The organism is Pseudorhodoferax sp. LjRoot39, from assembly GCF_964253035.1.
GTDB lineage: Bacteria > Pseudomonadota > Gammaproteobacteria > Burkholderiales > Burkholderiaceae_C > Pseudorhodoferax.
The window spans coordinates 3,819,544-3,843,817 of record NZ_CAXUQL020000001.1 but is presented as its reverse complement, the minus strand read 5'-3'; the positions used below and the strand labels follow the sequence as shown (position 1 = coordinate 3,843,817).

Here is a 24,274-nt window from a genome sequence, read left to right as displayed (position 1 = left end):
TCCTAGCATCCACCGCGCCGCCCCGCACGTCGACCGGGGCCTCGGGAGTCGCCATGAGACCAGCCGCCGCATTGCTTGTGGGCATCACCCTGTTGCTGGGCGCGTGCGCCGGCATGGACACCGCGCCGCCGCCGGCACCGCAAGACCGGCCCGCCACCGCGCAGGAACAGGCGACGGCCGCCTTCTATCTCCAGTACGCGGTACTCGCCGCCGATGTCTACACCTCGGAGACGGAGTTGCAGATGCAGGTGGTGCGCTCGCTGAGTTCGCCGCTGATCACGGGGGACAACGCGGTGGTCGACAGGATGAAGGACTTCGGCAAGGACGCCTATTCCGCCAACCTGTTGGCCGGCTATCTGCAGACCATCTCGGACGGCTGCCGGGACGAGGGCCAGGAGGCAGTCGACCTGCTGCGTCAGGAGGAGGACCTGGCTTCCCTGGTGCAGGACATCCAGACCATGGGCTGCGAGGAGGCACGGCGCAGGCACGAGGGCAGCACGGAGCGGCGGACCACGCAGGCCGGGCGCGACTGTGGGTTCAGGGATGTCGCGTCCGCGCTCTACGCGCCCACCAAGGAAATGCAATGGAAGCAAGTGCCGGAACTGCAGAAGTACGCCCGCGCCCGGAGTTGGGCGGTCTTCGTTCCGCACCTGAAGATCGATGTCTGGTACCGGGCGCGGCGGACGGCCGAGGACGAGTCCATCACCGAATACGCCATCGTCTTCCGCGGAACCGCCGGCTCGGGCGGTTGGCTGTCGAACCTGCGCGGGATCTCGATCGTGACGCCCTTCATCTACGACCACTACCTGCAGGCACGCAAGTCGACCGCCGAAATCATCCGGCAGATCGAGTTCACGCACAAGCTCAAGGCCAAGATCCTCGGCAAGCCGGACGAGAAGGTGCTCATCACCGCCGTCGGCCATTCGCTGGGGGGTGGCCTGGCGCAGTACGCCTACCTCACCAACCCCCAGATCACCCGCGTGGTGGGCTTCAACCCCTCGCCGGTCAACGGCGCCTCCACCATTCCCGTCTTCGAGCGGCGCCACGTCAACAGCGCGCGTGCGGTCAACCTCAAGGCGCCCGCCTATCCGAACCGCGACGACGCCGAGGGCCAATACAACGCCGAGTGGTTGCGCCGGCTGGAGAAGGCCTCCGAGGACGCCGGCCCCAGGACCATCGACGCCGATCCGCGCCCGACAGCGGCGCCGCTGTCCCGGCACATCGCCCGCCTGGCCCAGCCGCGGCGCTCCGATGCGGCGATCTTCCTGCTGTACGAACGCGGGGAGATCCTGACCTCCTTGTTCCCCTGTGCGAGCGGTGCGATGTGGGCTGCAGGCATCGGCCCGGTGGTCGCCTGCGACGCGGTGAACTACCAGGCGGGCAGTTCGCTGCGCCAGCACGACATGGGGCCGCTGGTCTGCGGCCTGGCCGCGACGACGCGCTCGCCCGAGCCGCCCCAGCTCGCGGGAGTCCGGCCATGAGCACCGCCAGGCCGCCCCAAGGTGCTCAGGACCGCAGCGCGCAACGCGAAGGTACGCCAGTGCGCATCGGCGGCGCCCTGCTGCGGCACCTCGGTGCGCTGTGCCTCGCGCTGTCGATGGCCCTGCCTGCCGGCTGCGGCGCAGCGCCACCCGCCGAGGAGCAGGTCGGCGCGCCGGACACGGACGATGCCGCCGCGCCGCGGGAACTCTTCGTCTTCTTCGACGGCACGCGCAACGATCCCTCGAGCGCCACGATCTTGTGCCCGCCGGTGCTGGACCACATGACGCGCACGGACGAGCAGTGGTTCGCGGGCGCGCACTCGGACGTCGGCGGCGGCTATGCCGCATCGACGATGCACCTTGCTTCGCTGAACTGGACGGCGGAACTGTTGCGCCCGCACCTGGGCGCGGGGATCGCGGCGTTCCCCGAAGCCGGTTCCGAGCAGCCCGCCCATTGGTCCATGGCCGACGCGCCGGGCAATCTCGGCAGCGAATGCATCGACCGCCCGCTTCCCGACGGCGCCACGCTCCACCCGTCGGCGCAGACCTACAGGCGCGCCGCCAACGCCCCCCTGCGCATCAAGGGAAAGAAGGTGGATAGCCCCAACCCGCCTAGCTGCGTCAACGTCGGCGCACGCTAGCACGGGCCGGCAGCGGGCCGCTGCCCAGCGATTGGGCAATCCGTCGCAGGCCGCGCCGTTGCTGGGCCGGCGCCCGCTGCCCAACCGTTCTTCACAGTGTTGTCCACAGGAGCTGGGGGCAAGCCGGCGGCGCCCGCGCGTCACAATCGCCGGCCAGGGAGTGACGCAGGATGCTGGAGGGCTACGCAGCGGTGCTGCTGGTGGGGCTGGTCGCAGGGGCCGTCAGCGGGGTGGTCGGCACCGGCTCGTCGGTCATGCTGCTGCCGGTGCTGGTCCACGCCTTCGGCCCCAAGCAGGCCGTGCCCATCATGGCCGTGGCCGCCGTCGTGGGCAATGCGGCGCGCGTGCTGGCCTGGTGGCGCCTGGTGGACTGGCGCGCCGTCTGCGCCTACGCCCTGCCCGGCGCACCGGCCGCGGCGCTCGGTGCACGCACGCTGTGGGCCATGCCCGCGCACGCCGTCGACATCGCGCTCGGCCTGTTCTTCGTGCTGGTGGTGCCGCTGCGTCACGGGCTGCAGCGGCGCCAGTGGCGGCTGCAGCTGTGGCAGCTGGCGGTGGCCGGCGCCGTCATCGGCTACCTGACCGGCCTGGTGCTGTCGACCGGGCCGCTCAGCGTGCCGGCCTTCTCGGCCTACGGCCTGGTCAAGGGCGGCTTCATCGGCACGGAGGCGGCCAGCGCGCTGCTGCTGTACGTGGCCAAGTCGCTGGCCTTCGCGCAGCTCGGCGGCCTGCCCTGGGCGGTGCTGGCCAAGGGCCTCATCGTGGGTGCCTCGCTGATGGCCGGCACCTTCGCCGGCAAGGCCTTCGTGCTGCGCCTGCCCGCGGCGCTGTTCCAGTGCCTGCTGGACGCGCTGCTGCTGCTCTCGGGCCTGGCGCTGCTGGCGGCGGCCTGGCGTTAGTCCCGCTGCCGGAGCGCTTCAGCGCCGGGCCCTGGCGCGCTGGGGCACGGCAGGTCCGCAGCCATGCGGGCAGGGACCGGTCTCATCCGTCGCCATGGGCCTGGCGCCAGGTGCCAGTGCGGGTTCTCTCCGCGAGCAGCACTGCTGGCTGCATCACCAAGGGACGAACACCGCGAACAGCAGGAAGGCGACGACGACGGCGCCGACGGTCAAGGTGCGCTTGCTGGCGTAGCGGTTGCGGCTGGACGAGGTGGGCACGGCGCCGGGAGTGTTCTTGGGAGCGTTCATGCCAATGAGCGTCGCAGGCGCCAGCGGCCCGGAGCGTCGGACAGAAGCGCAAAGCCCATGCAGACGTCTTCTGCTTCCGCGCCCAAGCCGCTGGGGTGGTCACCCGGCCCCCACGCGCCGGCGCGCCATGCGCCGTGGAGGCGCACACGCTGCACTTCATCACGGTGGCCATGCGGCGCAAGGCACGGCGCTTGGCCTCGGGTGTCTCGGCCGCCGTGCAGTCCGAGGGCACCCAGACGCTGTAGCCGTGCATGTCCGTGCATGCAAGCCTCGGCGGTGCTGAGCTGCACGCACATTGCAGGGGGTTGATGAAGTCCACAAGCACCGGCATGCGATGCAGGTGGGCCGCCGTCGGCGGTGCGCGCATCCGAGACTGTCGCCACGTCCTACACCACGCGGCGGGCCGCGTGCTTAGCGTGTCTGTTTCGGCAATGTCGCCGCACCACCCCAGGACCCCACGCACAACACCATGGCCAAGTCTCCCAAGTCCGCCGCTCCGGCGCGCGCCCGCACCGCCCCAGCCGCCGCCCACCACACCGACGGCGGCCCCGCACAAGGCCCGGCCGGCGACCTCGCCGACCCCGCAGCCCGCCAGAAGGCCGAGGTGCAGGCGCTGGCCGCGGGCATGCGGTCCAATCCGACCAAGGCCGACGAGCATGGCTTCGCGAACGGCGTGGCGCCCAAGCCCGGCGTCAGCATCGCCCCGCCGTCGCGCCTGCCCGGCGCCAGCACGCTGTCCGAAGCCAACGCCTCGGACAAGACCGGCGGCGTGGCGCCCGAGGGCGGCAACCCGACCGTTGCGCCGCTGGACCGCGTGCGCGTGGACTCCACCGGCCAGCGCCTGACCACCAACCAGGGCGTGCCCGTCGCGGACAACCAGAACTCGCTCAAGTACGGCCTGCGCGGGCCGGTGCTGCTGGAGGACTTCATCCTGCGCGAGAAGCTCACGCACTTCGACCACGAGCGCATCCCCGAGCGCATCGTGCACGCGCGCGGCTCGGGCGCGCATGGCTTCTTCGAGTGCTACGAGCCGCTCACGCAGTACACCAAGGCAACGCCGTTCCGCGAGGCCGGCAAGCAGACACCCGTGTTCGTGCGCTTTTCCACCGTGGCCGGCGAGCGCGGCTCCAAGGACACCGCGCGCGACGTGCGTGGCTTCGCCGTGAAGTTCTACACCGACGAGGGCAACTGGGACCTGGTGGGCAACAACATGCCGGTGTTCTTCATCCAGGATGCGATGAAGTTCCCCGACCTCGTGCACGCCGTCAAGCCCGAACCGCACCATGCCATGCCGCAGGCGGCCAGCGCGCACGACACCTTCTGGGACTTCGTCTCGCTGATGCCCGAATCCACGCACATGCTGATGTGGGCCATGAGCGACCGCGCCATCCCGCGCAGCTACGCGACCATGCAGGGCTTCGGCGTGCACAGCTACCGCTTCGTCAACGACGAGGGCCAATCGGTCTTCGTCAAGTTCCACTGGAACCCGAAGTACGGCACGCACTCGCTGGTCTGGGACGAAGCCGTGAAGATCTCGGGCGCCGATCCGGATTACCACCGACGCGACCTGTGGGAACGCATCGAGTCGGGCCACTACCCGGAGTGGGAACTGGGCGTGCAGATCTTCAGCGAGCAGGACGCCGAGCGCTTTAGCTTCGACATCCTGGATGCGACCAAGATCATTCCCGAGGAACTGGTGCCCGTGTTGCCCGTGGGCCGCCTGGTGCTGAACCGCAACCCCGACAACTTCTTCGCCGAGACCGAGCAGGTGGCCTTCTGCACCGCGCACGTGGTGCCGGGCATCGACTTCTCCAACGACCCGCTGCTGGCCGGCCGCATCCACTCCTACGTGGACACCCAGATCTCGCGCCTGGGCGGGCCGAACTTCCACGAGCTCCCGATCAACGCGCCGGTCGCGCCCGTGCACAACAACCAGCGCGACGGCATGCACCGCCAGGCCATCCACCGCGGCCGCGTGTCCTACGAGCCCAACTCGCTGGCCGGCGGCTGCCCATTCCAGGCCGGAGCGGTGCAGGGCTTCGTCTCGGTGCCCGCACGCATCGCGGCCAAGGAGGAACAGGGCAAGGTGCGCGCCAAGCCCGAGAAGTTCGCCGACCACTACACCCAGGCCACGCTGTTCTACGAAAGCCAGAGCCCGGTGGAGCAGGCCCACATCGCGGCCGCCTTCCGCTTCGAGCTGTCCAAGCTCACGGTGCCGGCCGTGCGCGAGCGCATGGTGGCCTCGCTGCGCAACGTGTCCGAGGCGCTGGCCAGCCAGGTGGCCCAGGGCCTGGGCATGGCGGCGCTGCCCGAACCGCTGCCGCGCGCCCTGGCCAAGCCTGCCAAGCCCGAGGTGCGCACATCGCCCGCGCTGTCGCTGCTGGCCCGCCCGGGCGAGATGGGCATCCGCGCGCGCATGGTCGCGCTGCTGGCGGCCGATGGCGTGGACGGGGCGCTGCTGCAGGCCCAGGCTGCGGCGCTGGCCGACCAGGGCGCCGCGCCGCGCATCGTGGGCCCGCACGTGGGCGCCATCGCCGCGGCCGACGGCACCACAGTCCAGGCCGATGCCTCGCTCGAGAACGAACCCGGCTTCCTGTTCGACGCGGTGGTGCTGCCGCAGGGCCAGGACGCCATCGCCGCGCTGGCCGCCAACGGCCTGGCGCTGGAGTTCGTCAAGGAGCAGTACCGCCACGGCAAGACGCTGCTGGTGCCCACCGATGCCCGCGTGCTGCTGGAGCTGGCCAGCATTCCGTGGGAACTGCCCGACGGCGGTGCCGACCCCGGCCTGGTGCCCGGCGACGGCGATGGCGAGACGGCGCTCCAGGCCTTCGCGCAGGCCGTGGCGCGGCACCGCCACCCCGAGCGCGAGACCGATCCGCCGCGGGTCTGACGCCGCCACACCGCGCCGCCGCCGGTGCGGCCGGCGCTTCACCGGCGGTCTTCGGGGTAGGCCTGGTCGATCTGGCGCGCCAGGTTGTCGGGCCGCGTGGCCTGCTCCAGCGCGGCCAGGCCGCCGGACGCGTCCTCGACGCCGAGCTTCTCGGCGATGCGCGCGAGCAGCTGCAGCGCCTTGGTGTTCTCCTGCTCTGTCAGCAGGTTGATCTGCAGGTCCAGCTTGTTGCGCCGCTCGGTGATGCGCATCTCATGGTTCTGGCTCATCAGCACGAAGGTCGACAGGAAGATCGCCTCGAGCGAGACCACCAGCACCAGGAAGGTGAACGGATAGGGGTCGAAGTGCGGCAGCATGGGCAGGCTGTTGAACGCGATCCAGCCGCCGAACCAGGCCACGTGGAGCCAGACGAACTGGATGCGCCCGCACCAGTTGGCGATGCGCGCGGCGGCCCGGTCTGCCGGAGTTTCATGCCGTGCCGCCGCATCGTCCAGGTGGCGCATGGCGCGCACGTTGTGCGCCGTGAGTTCCTCGGCCGTGCCCGGATCGCGGTAGGTGGATGGGGACATGGGAGTCGGCAAGTGCCCCGGCGCCTCAGCTGGCCCAGCCCTTTTTCTTGGGCCGCTCCTGGGCCTGGATGTCCACGGCCTTCTTGACCACCGGCCGGTCCTGTGCATCGGTGTCCACGACCTCCTGCAGGTCGATGTCCTTGACCTCCATGTCGTTGTCGTCCTCGAGCTCCTCGAGCACCGCGCCGACCTTGCGTTCGGCCTCCTCCACTTTCGGTTCGTCGGGCTGCTTGCCCCGGATGCCCAGGCCACTGGATTGCGCCATGTCGTGTTCCCTCAAGTTGGGTGTTGCCGATTTCACGGGAAGCAGGGGCCGCTGCGCCGATGAAGGCACAGCGGTCCACTGTTGCCGGTTGTACGCAGCCGGGGGGCAGGCTCGATGTCGGCAGCGGGATGTCCAAGGCGTCGGCCACGGCGCCGTGCCGGCTGCTGCGGCTCCCGCCTGCGCGCCTCAACGCAGGCCGGCCAGTTGCCCCAGCAGCCGGCCATAGACCGAGTCGAACTGCAGCCGCCCCTGCACGGCTGTCAGGCAGACACACTCGCCTGCCGACTGGACCACAGGCAGGTGGTGCACGCCGCGGCCAGGGGCGTCGAAATCTCCCGCATGGAACTGGGCCCGACCGTCGTGGAACCCGCCGCACAGTACCTGGGTGAACTCGCGCCCGTGGTGCGCGTGCTGCGGCAGGTACTTGCCCGGCGCCAGGCGCAGCAAGAACACGGTGACGGCGTCGTCGCCCGCCAGCCGCACACGGCTGTAGTGCATGCCGGAACCGATCCAGCGCCAGGCCGCGATCTGGCTGCCGGCCAAGGCCGACGGCCAGACCTCGCCCTGCGGCAGCGGCGGCGGGCCCTGAGAAGGCGCCGGTGCCGGCGCGTCGGCAGGCGCGGCATCCAGTGCCGCCATCAGCCGGCCCAACGCCTGGCTGTGCATGGCCACTGGCGGCGTCTCCTCGAGGAGCAGCCCGCCCGCAGCCTCCAGCGCCCCGACATAGGCCGCACACCGCGCACAACGCTCCACGTGGACGGCCACGACCAGCGACAGCCCCGCGGGCAGCCGGCCCGCCGCATGCGAGAGCAGCAGCGCGTCGGAAGGATGGTGGGTGATGCGTGTCATGGCGCCGGCCCGCCATCCTGCAGGGCGCGGCGCAGATGCGCAAGCGCCGCACGCATGCGGGACTTCACGGTGCCCAGCGGCAGGCCGAGCGTGCTGGCGATGCGGGTGTGGGGCTGGTCCTCGAAGTAGCCCAGCTGCAGCACGCGCGCCTGCTCCACCGGCATGGTGCGCAGCACCGCGCGCATGCGCGCGCAGAGCTGAGCCGTGTGCAGGCGCTCGTCCACGGGCGGGGATGCGTCCGCCACATCGTCCAGCTCGGCCGCATCGGCATGCACGCAGGCCATGCCCTGCGTGCGCAGGCGGTCCACGCGCAGGTTGCGTGCGATGGTGAACAGCCAGGTTCCCACGCTCGCCCGGCTGGCGTCGAACAACGCCGCCTTGCGCCACAGCACCAGCAGCGTCTCCTGCGCGATCTCCTCGGCCAGGCAGGGCTCGACGCCCGCCCGGATGAGATGGCCCTTCACGCGTGGCGCATAGAACGCGAACAGCTGGGCGAAGGCATGGCGGTCGGCCAGCGTCGCCACCGCCTGCATCCAGGCCAGGGTCTGCAGCGGCGCGGCCGCGCCCTCCTGCGGCACGAGCTGCAGCGGGGGGCGCCCCACAGACGGGTTGGGTGGCGGACCACCGGGTTGTGCATCGGCCATGGGTGGATACCGCAGCGCGGGTGCACCAGCAAGCGCTAGGCCAGCGCGGTGTCGAGGACCATCATCAGAACGAAGCCCAGCATGAGCCCGCAGGTGGCCCAGCGCTCGTGCCCGGCGCGGTGCGACTCGGGGATGATCTCGTGGCTGATCACGTAGAGCATCGCGCCCGCGGCCGCCGCCAATCCCCAGGGCAACAGGTTGGCCGACAGGCCGATGACAGCCGCGCCGAACACGGCCGCGACGGGTTCCACCAGCCCGGACAGCACGCCCAGACCCGCCGACCAGGCGCGGCCATAGCCGACGCCGCGCAGGGCCAATGCGACGACCATGCCCTCGGGCACGTCCTGTATCGAGATGCCGGTGGCCAGGGCCAGCGCGCCGAGCGGTTCCGTGCCCGCGTAGGCCACGCCGATGGCCAGGCCCTCGGGCAGGTTGTGCACGGCGATGGCCAGCACGAACAGCCAGACCCGCTTCATGGCCCGGGCCTGCGGCCCCTCCAGGCCCTTGACGAAGTGCTCGTGCGGCACCACGCGGTCGATGAAGAGCAGAAGCAAGGCACCGGCCGCAATGCCCAGGCCCACGGTGCTTGCCGCACCCCAGCTGCCGGCGCCCTGCGCCTTGGCCGCCGCCAGGGCCGGGATGATCAGCGAGAACGAACTGGCGGCCAGCATGACCCCGGCGCCGAAACCCAGCATCGTGTCGTGGCTGCGCTGCGAGAACTTCTGCGACAGCAGCACCGGCAAGGTGCCCAGCGCGGTGGCCAGGGCCGCCATGCTGCCGCCCATGAGGGCACCCGAGATGCCGGGGTTCTGCAGCCAGGGCGCCTGCAGCAGTTGCTGCGCCCAGATCGCCAGCGCGCCGAGCACGATGGCCAGCCCGGCGAGATAGCGCCAACGCCAGCGCAAGCCGCCCATGCCGGGCATGGCGCAAGCGTGCGGTGCATGGGTTCGGTGCAGCAAGTCCATGGTGCGTCCTCAGAGGGGAAGAAGAATGCCCCGCATCGACGGGGCTTGTCGCGAGGTCAGGCCAGCGCGCTGCTGATGGCCAGCGCACCATTCACGCCGGCCGGGTAGAAGCCGCCGCGCGAGACCGCGCCCGAATTCAGGTAGACGATGTTGAGCACATCGCCGGGGCTGCGGCTGAAGGCAATGCCGTTGGCGTCGGTGGGCACGATGTTGGAGCGGTCGTCGGCGCCGCTCACGCCCTGGTCCACATCGCTGCCGCCATCCAGGCTGTCGCGTGCGTTGGAGATCGCGTCGGTGGCCGTACGCAGCGCCGGGGCGGCCACGCCCTTCGCGTAGAGCGCGGTGCGCACCAGGCCGGCGTGGTAGGCCTCCACCGCGAGAATGCCGGCGGCCGCCTCGAGGAAGGTCTTGTTCTGGATCAAGGGCGAGGCGCCCTTGTAGGCCGTCACGCCCACGTCCTCGAAGATGAAGGCGGCGAGCAGGAAGTTCTCGTCGCTGGCGTAGGGGTCGAAGGCCTGGCCCGCGGCCACGAGGCCGGCCGCACGCGCCGCGCTCGAGAAGGCGCCGTTGGGATCGGCGCCGATGTCGATGGCCGGCTGCGCCACCGCTGCCGAGCCCAGCGCCTGGCGCAGGAAGGCCACGTGGGCGATCTCGTCCTGCGCGATCTCCTTGGCGTACTGGCGCACCACCGGATCGGTGAAGCTGACCGCACGGCCGCCAGTGACCGCCCCCTGCGTGCCCGTGCCAGTGAGCTGGGACGAAGGCAGGCCGGTGCCGGTGGCCGCGTAGGCATAGAACTGGGCCTCCAGGTACTCCAGGTTCAGCGCGAAGTTCAGCACGTCGGCATCGGAGACCTCGTTGGCCTGGGCGTTGGAGTCGCCCGACCCTCCGCCGCAGGCGGCGAGGATGCCGCCCCCGGCCACGCCCACCGCGAATCCGCTCGTCTTGCGGAAGAAGGCGCGCCGTTCGGCGCGCCGCATCGCAATCCCGTCGACCTGCTCCCGCGTCAGAAAGTGACCCAGCATGGCTTGCTCCTGTAGGGTGCGCGCGCCGGCATCGGCATGGCGCCACCGTGGGTGGGCGCCTGCGCGGCTGCGCAGGCGCAACCAAATGCCTGTCTGCTCCACGCCGCTCGGCGTTGCAGGCAGCACACCCGATCACTGCCTGATACGGACCATCGCGCGCTGCGGACCGAAGCCGCCGCGTAGGACAAGGCGCCGACATCGTCCTGAGATCCGGCGACGCCGCAAGTACCGCATCAACACCACGGACGGCAGTTGCCGCTGGGGCCCCTTCTGCTGGGTGCCGTCGGCTTCCAGCGGCGCCGCTGTTTCTCATCGGGCTGGGCCAGTGTTGGCGCCGACCGAAATTTGAGCCACTTTTGACGCGCAGTTGCTCGGCCACACGACCATTGCCATGTCGCAGCGGCTTTGTTGCGTAAATCGCCCGGCCTGACCGGCGCCCGTAGACTCGCGGCGTGACAGAAGCGAAGGACAGGCAGCGGAGCAAGTACCGCACGACGAACTGGAAGGCGTACAACGCAGCGCTGAAGGCGCGGGGCTCGTTGACGATGTGGCTGGATGAGAGCATGCAGTGGCTTGGAACACCGACCGGCAAGCGCGGGCGCAGCCCGACCTTCTCGGACGCAGCCATCCAGTTGTGCTTGAGCATCAAGTGCCTGTTCGGCCAGCTCTTGCGCCAAGCCCTGGGCATGGTGGAGAGCTTGCTGCGGCTGGCCAAGCTGGACTGGCCGGTGCCTGACTTCAGCACGGTCTGCCGACGCCACAAGACCTTGCAGGTCCAGCTGAGCTACCAGCCGAGCGAGTCGCCGCTGCAGTTGCTGGTGGACAGCACTGGCATCAAGTTCCTGGGCGAAGGCGAGTGGAAACGCAAGAAGCACGGCGCTGAGTACCGGCGTGAATGGCGCAAGGTGCACCTGGGCATCGACGCGCAGACGCTGGAGATACGAGCCATCGAGGTGACCAGCAATGCCATCGGCGATGCGCCGATGCTGCCCGAGTTGCTGGCTCAGATTCCTGCCGACGAGCCCATCGAAAGCGTCTACGCCGATGGCGCCTACGACACGCGAGGCTGCCTGGATGCCATCGCTGAACGGCACGCGACGGCGGTGAGCCCGCCGCGCAAGAACGCCAGCCACTGGAAGAAGTCGAGTCCGGGCTCGGCGCAGCGTAACGAGGCCATTCGGGCGTGCAAGCGCCTGGGCCGCAGCATCTGGAAGAAGTGGAGCGGCTACCACCGGCGCAGCCTTCTGGAGACGAAGATGCACTGCTTCAAGCGCTTGGGCGAACGGGTGACCGCGCGCACGTTCGAGCGTCAGGTTGTGGGGCTGCATGTTCGCGTGGCCTTGCTGAATCGTTTCAGCCAGATCGGCCGTCCCAAAACCGTGCCGGTGGCTGCTGTGGCATAGGTCCGTCCGGGGTTGGGGTCATGCCGCCCGAAGATCGATTTGTGCAACAGAGCCCGGCGGGCCACTCGACGTTGACCATCGTGTCCAGGCTGCGTGATCACCTAGACGGGTATGACCACTGCTACAGGCGGTACCCGGAACTGCGGATGGTTGATGCGATTGATGCGGTGCGTCGTGATGTCGCGAACAACCGCTGTCTCGACTGGCCGAGCCGCGGGGGCCGCTGACCAGCGTTGTCCGTGCTGGGATGTCGGTGTCACTAGGCAAAACTGGGTGTCACCAGATCTGTCATTGCCGTCAGCACAAACAACAAGGGGTTAGCGCCTTGCGACGCTAACCCCTTGATTTTTCACTTAATTTTGGTGGGCCCTGAGTGACTCGAACACTCGACCTACGGATTAAGAGTCCGCTGCTCTACCAACTGAGCTAAGAGCCCGATGTCTTGTGCTGTCGTCCGGCTTTCAAAGCCTTACGCCTTCGCAATCATCGCCGGGTAGTTGCGAGATCTTGTTTTGATCTTGTGTTCCCCGGAAGCCCTAGACTATAACCTACTTTTTGCGGATGGCGCAAGATTTTTCATGTTTTTTAGCGGCAGGGGCCAACTAAGATGGCAGCACAGCCAGCCACAAGAACAAGGACCACACCATGCGCACATCCGGCCCATGGACACTTTGCACGGTGGGCCATGCCGCACTGGACCACTGCTTCAGCATCGCGGACTTCCCGCCGACGCCGACCAAGACACCAGCGCGGCACTACCAGGCCATCTCCGGCGGCATGGCCGCCAATGCATCGATCGCCGCCGTGCGCCTGGGCGCGACAGTGCGCCTGCATGGCGCGATCGGCGATGACGATGCCGGCGACTTCCTGGTGCGGCGCCTCAGCGAATCCGGCGTGGACTGCCGGCAGCTGCAACGCGTGGCCGGCGCGGCCTCCTCCGTGTCGGCCGTGGTCATCGACGCACGCGGCGAACGCCAGATCTTCAACCACCGCGGCGACGCCCTCACGCGCGCCGCCGCACTCGACACCGGCGTGCTGGCCGGCTGCGACGTGCTGATGGCCGATCCGCGCTGGATGCCTGGCGCCCTGGCCGCCTTGCGCTGGGCGCGCCAGGCCGGCGTGCCTTCGCTGCTGGATGGCGATCTTTCGCCCACGCAGGACCTCCAGGCGCTAACGGCACTGGCCGACTGGGCGGTGTTCTCCGAAGCCGGCCTGGCGGCCTTTGCACCGCATGCCACGCTGGCCGATGGCCTGGGCGCCGCGCTTGCCTCGGGCGCCCAACTGGCTGCGGTGACGCTGGGCGCACACGGTGTGCGCTGGCAGCGCCCGGGTGGCCCGGTGCAAAGCCTGCCGGCCTTCCCCGTGCAGGCCGTGGACACCAACGGCGCGGGCGATGTGTTCCATGCCGCGTTGGCCATGGCGGTGGCGCGCAGCCTGCCCGACGAAGACGCGATGCGCTTCGGCTGCGCCGCCGCCGCGCTCAAATGCCAGCGCCCGGGCGGTGTGGCCCACGGGCCGGACCGCGCGGAGGTCGAGCGCCTGCTCGCCGCCCAGAGCCCTGCCCTCACATGAGCAGGTGCTCGCCGGCGTTGTCGCCGCCCAGGATCACGTAGTTCACCTTGCGGATGTCCATGAGCTTCTTGCCGCCGGCATAGCTGATGGAGCTCTGCACGTCCTGCTCCATCTCGACCAGCGTATCGGAGAGCTTGCCCTTGATGGGCTCCAGGATGCGCTTGCCCTCGACGTGGCGGTACTCGCCCTTGTTGAAGTCGCTGGCCGAGCCGTAGTACTCCTTGAACAGCTTGCCATCGACTTCCACGGTCTGGCCGGGCGATTCCTCATGGCCCGCGAACAGCGAACCGATCATGACCATGGAAGCGCCGAATCGGATGCTCTTGGCGATGTCGCCATGGTCGCGGATGCCGCCGTCCGCAATGATGGGCTTGGTCGCCACGCGCGCGCACCACTTGAGCGCGGACAGCTGCCAGCCGCCCGTGCCGAAGCCGGTCTTGAGCTTGGTGATGCAGACCTTGCCCGGGCCGATGCCGACCTTGGTGGCGTCCGCGCCCCAGTTCTCCAGGTCGATGATGGCCTCGGGCGTGCCCACGTTGCCCGCGATCACGAATGATCCGGGCAGCTTGTCCTTGAGGCAGGCGATCATGTTCTTGACGCTGTCGGCATGGCCATGGGCGATATCGATCGTCACATACTCGGGCGTCAGGCCCTCGCGCACCAGCCGGTCCACGGTGTCGTAGTCCGGCTGCTTCACGCCCAGCGAGATCGAGGCGAACGTCCCCTGGTCCTTCATGCGGCGCACGAAGGCCACGTTGTCCAGGTCGAAGCGGTGCATCACGTAGAAGTAGCCGTGCTGCGCGAGCCACAGGCACGTGGCCTCGTCGACCACCGTCTTCATGTTGGCCGGCACCACCGGCAGGCGGAAGCTGCGGCCGCCCAGCGTCACGCTGGCGTCGCATTCCGAGCGGCTCTCCACGCGGCACTTGCGCGGCAGCAGCAGGACGTTGTCGTAGTCGAAGATTTCCATGGCAATCCAGCTTTCATCAATGCTTGCATCTAAGAATTGAGCGCTTGGACTGGACCGGCCTGTCACCGCAGCGGGCAACAAAAAACCGGGTGCCAAATACTTGGGCCCGGTGACTGATTCTAGCCGCGTGGGTATCCCTACGCAGCCTCCTAGAATCCCGCGATGGCCCGCCCCTTCAAGATCCCGCAGTCGGTCCTGGTCGTGATCCACACGCCTGCGCTCGAGGTGCTGCTGATCCGCCGCGCCGATCCACAGGAGCACTGGCAATCGGTCACGGGCAGCAAGGACACCGAGACCGAGGAGCTGCGCGAGACCGCCCGGCGCGAGGTCTTCGAGGAGACCGGCATCGCCTGCGGCGACAGCCTGGTGGACTGGAACCTGGAAAACGTCTACGCGATCTGGCCGCAGTGGCTGCACCGCTACGCACCCGGCGTGCGGCACAACACCGAGCATCTGTTCAGCCTCGCCGTGCCCGCCGGCACGCCGGTGCAGCTGCACGCGCGCGAACACACGGCCTTCCGGTGGCTACCCTGGCAGGCCGCGGCCGAAGCCTGCTTCTCGCCGTCCAACGCCGAGGCCATCCTGATGCTGCCGCGCTTCGCGGCCAGCGCATGACGCGTGGCGTGGCCCGACTGCATGGTGGCCACCAGCTCACGCTGCTGGAGGGCACGCGCGAGCTCTTCCCGGCGCTGATCGCGGCCATGGACGCGGCGCAGACGCTGGTCCACTTCGAGACCTACATCTTCGACTTCACGGGCAGCGGCGCCGAACTCGCCGAGGCCCTGCTGCGCGCGGCACGGCGCGGCGTGCAGACCTGTGTGGCCGTGGACGGGCTGGGCACGGGCGCGGCGCCCCGGCAATGGCAGCAGCGCTTTGCCGAGGCCGGCGTGCAGTGGCGCGTGTACTCCCCCGTCAACGCGCTGGGGCTGCTGCTGCCCACGCGCTGGCGCCGGCTGCACCGCAAGCTCTGCGTGGTCGACGGCCAGGTGGCCTTCTGCGGCGGCATCAATGTGCTGGACGACTTCCACGACCCCAGCTGGGGCCGGCTGGACGCACCCCGCCTGGACTTCGCCGTGCGCGTGACGGGCCCGCTCGTGGCCGATGCGCAGCAGACCGTGGCCCTGCTCTGGCGCCGGCTGCAGGCCGTGCACGACCTGCGCCGCCGCGAGCCTCTGCAGGCCGTGCAGGACCTCCTGCAGCACGGCGGCGGCCGCGGCGAGGCCATGGCGCACGGCAGCGCCGGTGCGCGCGCCGCCCTACTCCTGCGCGACAACCTGCGCCACCGCAAGCACATCGAGCGCGCCTACCTCAAGGCCATCGGTGCGGCGCACCACGAGGTCGTGATCGCCAACGCCTACTTCATCCCGGGCCGCAAGCTGCGCAATGCGCTGGTGCGCGCAGCCCGGCGTGGCGTGCGCGTGCAGTTGCTGCTGCAGGGCCGTTACGAGTACTTCATGCAGTACCACGCCTCGCGGCCCGTCTACGGCCTGCTGATGGAAGCCGGTGTGGAGATCCACGAGTACGCGCCCAGCTTCCTGCATGCCAAGGTGGCCGTCATCGACGGGCACTGGGCCACGGTGGGCTCGTCCAACCTCGACCCGCTGAGCCTGCTGCTCGCGCGCGAGGCCAATGTGGTCATCCAGGACAAGGCCTTCGCGCAGCAGTTGCGCGACCGCCTGCTGCGTGCCATGCGCGAAGAGGGCAAGCGCATGGAGCCCACGCACCATGGCCGCCGGCCCTGGCCGCAGCGCTGCAAGGAGAGCCTGGCCATGTTCGTGATGCGCTTGGCCCTGCTGGTCACCGGAAAGCGCTATTGAACCAGCAGGCGCTTGGCCGCGCGCCAGGCCAGTTCGCAGTGCGCCAGGCCTTCGGTGCGGTCGAACTGGCGCGCCGTGCGCTCGCAGACCTCGGGCGGCGGCAGGCTCAGCGGCCGGTTGCCGGCCAGCGCCTTGACCTGGGCCTGGCAGGCGCGTTCCAGGAAATAGATGTTGACGAAGGCCTCGGCGATGCTGCGCCCCGCGGCCAGCAGGCCGTGGTTGCGCAGCACCATGGCGCGGTGCTGGCCCATGCTGGCCACCAGGCGCGCGCGTTCGTCCAGGTCCAGCGCGATGCCCTCGTAGGCGTGGTAGCCGAGCCGGTTGTGGAACTTCAGCGCATGCTGCGTGATCGGCAGCAGCCCCTCCTGCTGGCAGGCCACGGCCATGCCGTCGGCCGTGTGCGTGTGGACGACGCAGGCCAGGTCGTGGCGCGCCATGTGGATGGCCGAGTGGATCGTGAAGCCCGCCTGGTTGACCTCTTGCGCGGGGTCGTCCGGGTCGTGGACCGCCCGGCCTTCGGGGTCGATCGTGACCAGGTCTTCGGGCCGCATCTCGTGGAACAGCACACCGTAGCGGTTGATCAGGAAATGGTCGGGCGTGCCCGGAATGCGCGCGCTGATGTGGGTGTCGATCAGGTCCGTCATGCGGAAATGCGCGACCAGGCGGTACAGCGCCGCAAGTTCGGTGCGGGTGCGGGCTTCGGCCGACGTCATGCGCGCTCCCCGAAGGCGGCCGCCCTTGCGGGCCGGGCGCAGGCCTGTGGTGTGGTCATGCTCAGGCCTTGTTCGCCATCCAGCGCACGGTGTCGTCGAACGCCTCGTCGGCCACCGGCGCGATGGACACGGCCTCCAGGAAGCTGTGCACCGTGCCCTTGTAGACCTTGGAGGCCACGTCCACGCCCTCTGCCTGCATCTTGGCCACCATGTCGATGTTGTCGTCGTACAGCGGGTCGCATTCGGTGATGGCCAGGTAGGCCGGCGCAATGCCGTGCAGATCGGCCGCGAGCAGGTTCATGCGCGGGTCGTGGAAGTCATCAAAGCGCCGCAGGTAATTGCGGAAAAACCAGACCATCATGTGCAGCGACAGGCCGTAGTCGCCGGCGCCGTAGCGCACCACCGAGTCGCGGTACAGGTTGGTCGAGAAGCCCGTGTAGTTCAGCACCATGCCGCGGAACACCGCCTCGCCCGCATCGCGGAAGTGCAGACAGGTGTTCAGCGCGAGGTTGCCGCCGGCCGAGTCGCCGCCGATGAACAGCTGGCCCGCGTCGAAGCCCAGCGCCGCGCCGTTGGCGCGCAGCCAGCGCACGGTGTCGATGCACTCCTCGATGGGTTGCGGAAAGCGCGCCTCGGGCGCCCGCGTGTAGTTGATGCCGACCACGACCATGCCGGCACGCTGGGCGTATTCGCGCATCAGGCGGTCGTGCGTGTCGTTGCTGAACAGCACGTAGCCGCCGCCATGGATGTAGATGAAGGCGCCGGGCTGGCGGCGTTCGGCCGGGGTGTAGACACGGATCTGCACCTCGCCATGGCGCGTGGGCACGGGCAGGTTCTGCGTCCGCGCCATCGCCGGGCCGCCCTTGGCCCAGGGCGCACGCACCTTCTCTGCGATGTCGCGGCCTTCGGCGATGGACACGGTGTCGCGACGCGGGAACTTGCCTGCGTCGGCCGCCATGCCCCGCACGAACGCGCGCACCTTGGGGTCCAGCGGAGCGGGATGGGTGCCGTGCATGGCGGCCTTGAATTCGGGAGCGATGTGCATGGTGCAAGGCATGGAAAGAAGATGGGTTCAGTAACCGTGGACGGTGTCGACCTGGTGTTGCAGGGGCTCACCGGCGCGCAACCGCGCCACGTTGTCGGCGATCTGGCGCACGACCACGTCGAAGCCGGCCATCGAGGCCATGTGCGGCGTCACGACCACGCCGGGCGCGTGCCACAGCGGATGTTCGGCCGGCAAGGGCTCGGTCTCGAACACGTCGAGCACGGCGCCGCGCAAGTGACCGCTGTCGAGCGCGGCCAGCAGGTCGCCCTGCACCAGGTGCTCGCCGCGGCCGCAGTGGATCAACGCGGCGCCGGCCGGCAGCGCCGCGAAACAGTCCGCGCCGAGGATGCCGCGCGTGGCGTCGGTCAAGGGCAGCAGGCAGACCAGCACGTCGGTGCGCGCGAGGAAGGGCTGCAGGCCCGGGTCTCCGCTGAAGGTCTGCACGCCATCCAGACTGCGCGGCGTGCGCGACCAGCCACCCACGGCATAGCCCATGGCCGCCAACTGCTGCGCGACCAGGCCGCCCAGTTCGCCCAGGCCCATGAGGCCCACGCGGCAATCGGACGCCGGGGCCTGCGCATGGCGCTGCCAGTGCGCGCGGCGCTGGTTGGCCAGCGCGCGGTCGAAGTGGCGGTGGAAGTGCAGCACGCCCCAGAGCACGTACTGCAGCATGCCCTGGGCCAGCAGCGGATCGACGACACGGCAGACCGGCAGGCCGCGCAGCGCCTGGCCGTCGACCACGTTGTCCACGCCGGCGGCGATGCTGTGCACCAGCCGCAGCCTGGGCATCCGCGCGTAGAGGCCGGGCGGCGTCTGCCAGCACACGGCCACCTCGGCCTGGAGGCAACGCGGATCGGGCCAGGTGGCGATGTCCAGGCTGGCGTCCTGCGCCAGCAGCAGCGGACGCAGGAAGTCCAGGTCGACCGAGCGGCTCAGCAGCGCGACGCGCGTCATGGGTTGGCCACCAGGTGCTGCGCCAGCGCGTGGTAGGCCGGCAGCGTGGTCGGATCGAGCTTGGCATTGCCCGCGCCCGGGTGCGAGGCGAAGCGCGCGATCACCATCTCGGCGCGCGGGTCGATGTAGATGCCCTGGCCGTGGATGCCGCGCGCGCAGTAGGCGCCATGCGCGTTGTGCGTGACCCACCACATGGCGCGGTAGCTCCATCCCGGCAGCAGTGCGTAGCCCGCACGACGGAAGTCTGCGGGGCTGGCGCCGCGCGCGATGTCCTCGACCGCAGCCTGCGGCAGGATGCGCCGGCCGTTGAAGACGCCGCCGCAGCGCATCAGCTCGCCGAAGCGGGCCAGGTCGCGCAGCGTGGCGCTCAGCGCACCGCCCGCGCCGGCCAGGCACAGCGCGTCCACGCCGAAGTAGGCGTCCTGTTCGGCGCCCATGGGCGCCCACAGCCGCTCGGACACGAGCTGCTCCAGCGGCAGACCGGTGGTCTCGCGCAGCACCCAGGCCAGCATCTCGGTGTTGACGGTCTTGTAGGTGAAGCCTTCGCCGTGCGCTCCGTTCGCGCGCACCGTGCGCAGGAAGGCGTGGATGCCGCGCGGCACGGGCACGCCGGGCTCGGCCCGCAGTTGGCCGGCCGCGCGCAGGTAGGCCCAGACCTCGGCATCGGGCCGCGTGTAGTCCTCGTCGTAGTGCAGCGCCGTCGTCATGTCCATGACCTGGCGCAGCGTGGCCGTGGCCCAGGCGCTGCCCTCAAGGCCGGGCACGTAGCGGCCGACCGGCGCGGCCGGGTCGAGCCGGCCCTCGGCCACTTCGGCGGCGGCCAGCGTGCCGACCAGCGACTTCGTGACCGACATGCACACATGCGGCAGCTCGGCGCTCAACGGGCCGTCGTAGCGCTCGTAGACGATGCGGCCGCGGTGCAGCACGAGGATGCCATCCGTGCGGTTGGCCGCGAGCGAGGCATCCCAGCGCATGGTCTCGCTGCCGCCCAGCGGCGTGAAGCGCACAGCGTCGATGTCGTCACGCAGCGCGCGCGGCAGCACCGCCGCGGGGCCTGCGCCGCGCCAGACATTGGCAGTGGGGATGGCGCCGCGCATGCTGCAAAAGCGCTCGCGCACGCGCGGCCAGGACCAGGCCTCGGGATCGTCGGCCAGGTCCGGCGCGCCCATGCGCCAGCCCAGTTCCACGGTGGGGGCCGTGCTCACTGGAGTACCTTCGGCTTCGCCTGCGGAGCGAGCGCCTTCGGGCGGCCGGGCCATGCTCATGCCTTGAACGAGACCTGGTCGAAACTCTCGTGGATGCCGATGGCCGTGGTCACGAGGTTCTGGATGCGCTTGTCATGGATGGTCGGAAACTCCATCTCCACGAGCCAGGCGATCGGCACGTCTTCCACCAGCTGCTTCTGCATCTGGCTGTACAGCACCTGGCGCTTGGCGTCCTCGGTCTCGGTGGCCGCGGCATCGGCCAGGCGGTCGACCTCGGCGTTGGAGTAGCCCACGGTGTTGGTGAACAGGATCTTGCGGATGTTCGATGTCACGTAGTTGCGCGTGACGCCCAGCGCCGGGTCGCCGAACTGGTAAAGCCAGGACAGGTTCAGGTCGTAGTCCCACTGGCTGATGCGCTGCGTGTAGCTGCCGGGGTCGGTGGATTCCAGCGTGACGGCCACGCCGATCTTGGACAGGCACTGGCGGATGTACTCGCACGAGCGCTGCACCATCTCGCCATAGGGCGAGACCGGAAAGCGCAGCCGCGCGCGGATGCCCTTGGCGTCGGGTTTGAGGCCCATCTCGTCGAGCAGCGCTGTGGCTTTGGCCACGTTGAAGTCGTACTTCTTGACGTCCGGCTCGTAGAACCTGGTCTTGGAGTTGACCGGCCCCGTCGCCACCTTGCCGAAGCCGTAGAGGATGCGGTCCTTGATGAAGTTGCGGTCGATCGCGTGCATGACCGCCTGGCGGAAGCGCTTGTCGTTCATGGGCGCCGTGCGGTTGTTCATCTCCAGCCACATGATGGGTGCGAAGTACTCGTAGCCCTTGGTCGTCATGGCCAGGTTGGACTGCTTGGCGATGCGCTGGGCGTCGAACAGTTCCAGGTCGGTCCACTGCGTGAGCTGCACCGTGCTCTTCTCGATGGCCAGCGCGCGCGAGGCGCCGTCGGGCATCACGCGGTAGATGATGGCGTCCAGGTGCGGCAGGCCAGGCTTGAAGTAGTCGTCGTTGCGCACCAGGTGGATGTGCGAGCCGCGCACCCATTCCTTGAGCTTGTAGGGCCCCGAGCCGATGGGGTTCAGGTTGGCCGGGTTCTTGGCCAGGTCGGTCCCTGCGTAGATGTGCTTGGGCATGACCGGCAGGTTGGAGATGTCGAAGGCGCTCAGGAAGGGACCGAACGGCGCCTTGAGCTTGAACACCACGGTGTGCGCACCGGCCGCGGTGATGGACTCGCAACGGCCGAAGATGTCGCGTGCGCGCGGGTGGGTCACGGGCAGGAATTCGCGTGCGGTGTAGACCACGTCCTCGGCCGTCAGCGGCTTGCCGTCGTGCCACCTGGCGTTGGGTTCGAGCTGGAAGGTGTAGGTCAGCCCGTCGGGCGAGACGGTCCAGCTCTTGGCCAGGCTGGGCAGCGGCTTGAGGTTGACGTCGTAGGTCAAGAGGCTCAGGAAGATCTTGCCCGAGACCATCTGCGTAGGCGTGAGCTGGCTCACGGCCAGGTTCAGCATGGGCGGCTCGGGCTGCACGATGGAGTTCAGCGTGCCGCCGCGGGTCTGCCCGTGGGCCCGCGTGATGCCCAGCGGAATGTCGGCCAGGCCCATCGCGGCAGCGGCGAGCGCGAACTTGTGGAAATCCCGTTTCTTCATGGTGCGTCCTCGGTGGAAGGGAGCGCCGGCCAGCGCATGCAGCCGGCGACGAACCCAGTGTAGGAACGGGACCGCGGCAGGATTGGCGGGTTCGAGCCAAGTTCTGTTCCGCGCGGGCCATCCACGCGAACGGCTTGACCGATGGGCTTGCGCCCAGGCAGCATGCGCGGCCGTGGCACGGAAAATGCGCCTGCGTTGGCTTTGTCCGGACGACACCCAAGATGTTTTGCGGAGCACCACCATGCAGGACCTGAGCCGTAGCGACACCTTCCACGCCTACCAGTTCGTGCCCCGGCCGGTCTCGATGATCATCGTGGAGCACGAGCCCGAGCCGGCCGTCATCGTGCCCGCGCACTCGCACCCCAAGGCCCAGTTGGCCGTGGCGGTCAAGGGCATCTTCTCGCTGCACACGGCCGAGGGCACCTGGCTGGTGCCGCCCAACCGTGCCGTCTGGGTGCCTGGCGGCGTGGTGCACGAGATGCATGCGCGCGGGCAGGCGGTGTCCAACCGCTCGCTCTACATCCAGCCCGACGCCTCACCCGGCCTGCCGGACGACTGCCGCGTGATCGAGCTGTCGCCGCTGATGCGCCAGCTCATCCTGGAGGCCACGCAGATCCCGCTGCTCTACGACGAGAACGGCCGCGACGGCCGCGTGATGCGCTTGATCCTCGACGAAATCTGCGCGGCGCCCAAGATGCCGCTGCACATCCCGATGCCGCGCGACCCGCGCCTGCTCAAGATCTGCCGCGCGCTGCTGGCCGATCCGGGCCAGGGCGGCGACCTGGACGACTGGGCCCGCATCGGCGCACTGGGCCGGCGCACGCTCACGCGGCTGTTCCGCCAGGAGACCGGCATCACGCTCACGCTGTGGCTGCAGCAGGTGCGCCTCATGGAAGCGCTGACGCGGCTGTCGCTGGGCCAGCCCGTGACCACGGTGGCGCTGGACCTGGGCTACGACAGTCCCAGCGCGTTCACGGCCATGTTCCGCCGCGTGATGGGCAGGACGCCCCGGCACTACCTCGGGCGGCAGGACGCCGCCCTGGACTGATCAGGCGCGCGGATTCACGCCGCACCAGCGCGCCATGAACACGGCCAGCACGGCCGTGACCTCCATGAGGCTGGCCAGCGAGACCCATTCGTCGATGCCGTGGTAGCTCGCGCCCGTGGGGCCGTAGCAAACCGAGGGTGTGTCGCCGTAGAGGTTGAAGAACTTGGCGTCCGTCGTGCCCGTGAACGCGAAGGGCAGCAGCGGCGCGCCCGCGATGTCCTGGTGGCATTGCTGCAGCGCCTTGATCACCGGCAGGTCCAGCGGCAGATCGAAGCCGTCGGCCTGGAAGCCCTCGTAGACCACCTTGTACTGCAGCGCCGCGCTGGCCGGGTGGGCGGCGTAGGCGGCGGCCAGCAGGGCCTCGACCTCCGACTTGACCTGGCCGACCTTGATGTCGGGGTAGAAGCCGATGCGGATGTCGCTGCGGCAGGCCGTGGGCACGGACGAGGCCCATTCGCCGCCCTCGATGCGGCCCAGGTTGAAGTTGACCGGGTGCTGGTTGTGGGCGAAGCAGCGGTAGCGCGCCGAGGGTGCGTTCCAGCGCGCCTCCAGCTCCTTGAGCTTGCTGAACAGGTACATCGAGAAATCGATCGCACCCACGCCGGTCTGCGCGACCGAAGCGTGCACGGGCTTGCCCAGCACCTCGATGCGCAACCACAGCACGCCCATCTGGCAGGTGGTGATGCCGCCCACGGGCTCGGTGATGATGGCCGCGTCGGCGCGGTAGCCCTCCACCAGGCAGGCCAGCGCACCGTTGCCGGTGCACTCCTCCTCGATCACCGACTGCAGGTAGACCGGCGCGGCCGGCTCCAGGCCCAGCGACTGCAGCGCCTTGAAGGCCATGGTGTAGGCCACGAGGCCAGCCTTCATGTCGCAGGCTCCGCGGCCGTACAACCGGTCGCCGTCGATGAAGGGCTCGAACGGCGGGCGTGACCAGAGCGCCTCGGCACCGACCGGCACCACGTCGATGTGGCCGTTGAAGATCAGCGAGTTGCCGCGCGTGAGGCCGCGCGGCTGGTGGATGCCGACCACATTGGTGCGGCCTTCGTAGGAGACGATGGACGGCGAGTACGCGGGGTGCTGGCGCAGCCGCTCCTCATCGATGGCGAAGCGGTCCACGCGCAGGGCGAGACCCTGGAAGGCGCGCTCCATGACGTCCTGGGCGCCCTGCTCGTGGCCCAGCAGCGAGGGCTGGGCCACCAGGTCCTGCAGCATCTGGATGGCGTCGTCGCGCAGGGCCCGCGCGGCGGACACGATGGCGGCCTCGTCGGCGCGGGGTTCGGTGGGAAGGTCTCGGTGCATGGCGTGACTCGGCAGGGATGGAGGGTGGATCTTGCCTGCAATGGTGCGAGCCCATGGCCGACGCAACCATTGCGTTCGGGCCG

24 protein-coding genes and 1 tRNA gene are annotated in these 24,274 nt (G+C 69.5%); 10 read left to right on the top strand and 15 right to left on the bottom strand.

Annotated features, from left to right (window positions below):
* Positions 1–53: 53 nt before the first annotated feature.
* The 3 genes from ACSQ4M_RS17905 to ACSQ4M_RS17895 all read left to right on the top strand — a co-directional run bounded on the left by ACSQ4M_RS17905 (position 54) and on the right by ACSQ4M_RS17895 (position 3,021).
* The gene (locus ACSQ4M_RS17905; protein ID WP_436190775.1) at positions 54–1,481 is read left to right on the top strand and encodes a hypothetical protein; all 1,428 of its coding nucleotides are present in this window, start codon (positions 54–56) and stop codon (positions 1,479–1,481) included.
* On the top strand, positions 1,478–2,122 hold the full coding sequence (locus ACSQ4M_RS17900; RefSeq protein ID WP_436190774.1) for a hypothetical protein: 645 nt from the start codon (positions 1,478–1,480) through the stop codon (positions 2,120–2,122). The genes ACSQ4M_RS17905 and ACSQ4M_RS17900 overlap by 4 nt, the downstream gene beginning before the upstream one ends.
* Positions 2,123–2,292: 170 nt before the next feature.
* Positions 2,293–3,021, top strand: coding sequence for a TSUP family transporter (locus ACSQ4M_RS17895; protein ID WP_436190773.1), 729 nt, complete (start codon positions 2,293–2,295; stop codon positions 3,019–3,021).
* Between the two features lie 153 nt (positions 3,022–3,174).
* Here ACSQ4M_RS17895 and ACSQ4M_RS17890 read toward each other — a convergent pair whose 3' ends face one another.
* Entirely contained in the window at positions 3,175–3,309 is a 135-nt protein-coding gene (locus ACSQ4M_RS17890; RefSeq protein ID WP_436190772.1) for a hypothetical protein, read from the bottom strand.
* A gap of 95 nt (positions 3,310–3,404) precedes the next feature.
* On the opposite strand from ACSQ4M_RS17890, the gene ACSQ4M_RS17885 reads away from it, so the two are divergent.
* Positions 3,405–3,554, top strand: a complete 150-nt coding sequence (locus ACSQ4M_RS17885) for a hypothetical protein (RefSeq protein ID WP_436190771.1) — start codon at positions 3,405–3,407, stop codon at positions 3,552–3,554.
* Positions 3,555–3,778: 224 nt separating this feature from the next.
* On the top strand, positions 3,779–6,199 hold the full coding sequence (locus ACSQ4M_RS17880) for a catalase (protein ID WP_436190770.1): 2,421 nt from the start codon (positions 3,779–3,781) through the stop codon (positions 6,197–6,199).
* Between the two features lie 38 nt (positions 6,200–6,237).
* Here the strand turns inward: ACSQ4M_RS17880 and ACSQ4M_RS17875 are convergent, their stop codons facing one another.
* The 6 genes from ACSQ4M_RS17875 to ACSQ4M_RS17850 all read right to left on the bottom strand — a co-directional run bounded on the left by ACSQ4M_RS17875 (position 6,238) and on the right by ACSQ4M_RS17850 (position 10,516).
* A complete protein-coding gene (locus tag ACSQ4M_RS17875) occupies positions 6,238–6,768 on the bottom strand; it encodes a DUF1003 domain-containing protein (protein WP_436190769.1) in 531 nt (176 codons plus the stop codon).
* Positions 6,769–6,793: 25 nt separating this feature from the next.
* Positions 6,794–7,033, bottom strand: coding sequence for a hypothetical protein (locus tag ACSQ4M_RS17870; RefSeq protein WP_436190768.1), 240 nt, complete (start codon positions 7,031–7,033; stop codon positions 6,794–6,796).
* A 186-nt stretch (positions 7,034–7,219) separates the two neighbouring features.
* The gene (locus ACSQ4M_RS17865; protein ID WP_436190767.1) at positions 7,220–7,882 is read right to left on the bottom strand and encodes a ChrR family anti-sigma-E factor; all 663 of its coding nucleotides are present in this window, start codon (positions 7,880–7,882) and stop codon (positions 7,220–7,222) included.
* Positions 7,879–8,484: a sigma-70 family RNA polymerase sigma factor gene (locus ACSQ4M_RS17860; RefSeq protein WP_436190766.1), complete on the bottom strand. Its 606-nt coding sequence runs from the start codon at positions 8,482–8,484 to the stop codon at positions 7,879–7,881. Before ACSQ4M_RS17860 ends, ACSQ4M_RS17865 begins: the two co-directional genes overlap by 4 nt.
* Positions 8,485–8,561: 77 nt before the next feature.
* Positions 8,562–9,449: a ZIP family metal transporter gene (locus ACSQ4M_RS17855; protein ID WP_436194037.1), complete on the bottom strand. Its 888-nt coding sequence runs from the start codon at positions 9,447–9,449 to the stop codon at positions 8,562–8,564.
* A gap of 98 nt (positions 9,450–9,547) precedes the next feature.
* On the bottom strand, positions 9,548–10,516 hold the full coding sequence (locus tag ACSQ4M_RS17850) for a ferritin-like domain-containing protein (RefSeq protein ID WP_436190765.1): 969 nt from the start codon (positions 10,514–10,516) through the stop codon (positions 9,548–9,550).
* Positions 10,517–10,968: 452 nt separating this feature from the next.
* Here ACSQ4M_RS17850 and ACSQ4M_RS17845 point away from each other — a divergent pair, with 452 nt between their 5' ends.
* Positions 10,969–11,919 carry an IS5 family transposase gene (locus tag ACSQ4M_RS17845; RefSeq protein ID WP_436190764.1) on the top strand — a complete coding sequence of 317 codons (951 nt, stop codon included), beginning with the start codon at positions 10,969–10,971 and terminating at the stop codon, positions 11,917–11,919.
* 360 nt (positions 11,920–12,279) lie between these two features.
* Here ACSQ4M_RS17845 and ACSQ4M_RS17840 read toward each other — a convergent pair.
* A tRNA-Lys gene (locus ACSQ4M_RS17840) sits at positions 12,280–12,355 on the bottom strand.
* A gap of 209 nt (positions 12,356–12,564) precedes the next feature.
* Here ACSQ4M_RS17840 and ACSQ4M_RS17835 point away from each other — a divergent pair.
* On the top strand, positions 12,565–13,491 hold the full coding sequence (locus ACSQ4M_RS17835) for a carbohydrate kinase family protein (RefSeq protein ID WP_436190763.1): 927 nt from the start codon (positions 12,565–12,567) through the stop codon (positions 13,489–13,491).
* Here ACSQ4M_RS17835 and ACSQ4M_RS17830 read toward each other — a convergent pair.
* Positions 13,484–14,461: a GMP reductase gene (locus tag ACSQ4M_RS17830; protein ID WP_436190762.1), complete on the bottom strand. Its 978-nt coding sequence runs from the start codon at positions 14,459–14,461 to the stop codon at positions 13,484–13,486. The two genes, ACSQ4M_RS17835 and ACSQ4M_RS17830, sit on opposite strands and share 8 nt — an antisense overlap.
* 162 nt (positions 14,462–14,623) lie before the next feature.
* Between ACSQ4M_RS17830 and nudB the strand changes: the two genes are divergently transcribed.
* Positions 14,624–15,076, top strand: a complete 453-nt coding sequence (gene nudB, locus ACSQ4M_RS17825) for a dihydroneopterin triphosphate diphosphatase (RefSeq protein WP_436190761.1) — start codon at positions 14,624–14,626, stop codon at positions 15,074–15,076.
* Entirely contained in the window at positions 15,073–16,278 is a 1,206-nt protein-coding gene (gene clsB, locus ACSQ4M_RS17820) for a cardiolipin synthase ClsB (RefSeq protein ID WP_436190760.1), read from the top strand. Before nudB ends, clsB begins: the two co-directional genes overlap by 4 nt.
* On the opposite strand, the gene ACSQ4M_RS17815 is transcribed toward clsB, so the two are convergent.
* From ACSQ4M_RS17815 to ACSQ4M_RS17795, 5 genes are all read right to left on the bottom strand, one after another.
* Entirely contained in the window at positions 16,272–16,991 is a 720-nt protein-coding gene (locus tag ACSQ4M_RS17815) for a class II aldolase/adducin family protein (RefSeq protein WP_436190759.1), read from the bottom strand. The genes clsB and ACSQ4M_RS17815 overlap by 7 nt on opposite strands.
* 61 nt (positions 16,992–17,052) lie before the next feature.
* Positions 17,053–18,036 carry an alpha/beta hydrolase gene (locus tag ACSQ4M_RS17810; RefSeq protein ID WP_436190758.1) on the bottom strand — a complete coding sequence of 328 codons (984 nt, stop codon included), beginning with the start codon at positions 18,034–18,036 and terminating at the stop codon, positions 17,053–17,055.
* A gap of 27 nt (positions 18,037–18,063) precedes the next feature.
* Positions 18,064–18,990: a 2-hydroxyacid dehydrogenase gene (locus tag ACSQ4M_RS17805; protein ID WP_436190757.1), complete on the bottom strand. Its 927-nt coding sequence runs from the start codon at positions 18,988–18,990 to the stop codon at positions 18,064–18,066.
* A complete protein-coding gene (locus ACSQ4M_RS17800) occupies positions 18,987–20,195 on the bottom strand; it encodes a serine hydrolase domain-containing protein (protein WP_436190756.1) in 1,209 nt (402 codons plus the stop codon). Before ACSQ4M_RS17800 ends, ACSQ4M_RS17805 begins: the two co-directional genes overlap by 4 nt.
* A gap of 56 nt (positions 20,196–20,251) precedes the next feature.
* Positions 20,252–21,841 carry an ABC transporter substrate-binding protein gene (locus tag ACSQ4M_RS17795; RefSeq protein ID WP_436190755.1) on the bottom strand — a complete coding sequence of 530 codons (1,590 nt, stop codon included), beginning with the start codon at positions 21,839–21,841 and terminating at the stop codon, positions 20,252–20,254.
* A 241-nt stretch (positions 21,842–22,082) separates the two neighbouring features.
* Here ACSQ4M_RS17795 and ACSQ4M_RS17790 point away from each other — a divergent pair, with 241 nt between their 5' ends.
* Complete coding sequence (locus ACSQ4M_RS17790; protein WP_436190754.1) at positions 22,083–22,889, top strand: AraC family transcriptional regulator; 807 nt, start codon at positions 22,083–22,085, stop codon at positions 22,887–22,889.
* Here the strand turns inward: ACSQ4M_RS17790 and ACSQ4M_RS17785 are convergent, their stop codons facing one another.
* On the bottom strand, positions 22,890–24,191 hold the full coding sequence (locus tag ACSQ4M_RS17785; protein WP_436190753.1) for an ArgE/DapE family deacylase: 1,302 nt from the start codon (positions 24,189–24,191) through the stop codon (positions 22,890–22,892). It abuts the gene before it with no gap.
* Between the last annotated feature and the right edge of the window lie 83 nt (positions 24,192–24,274).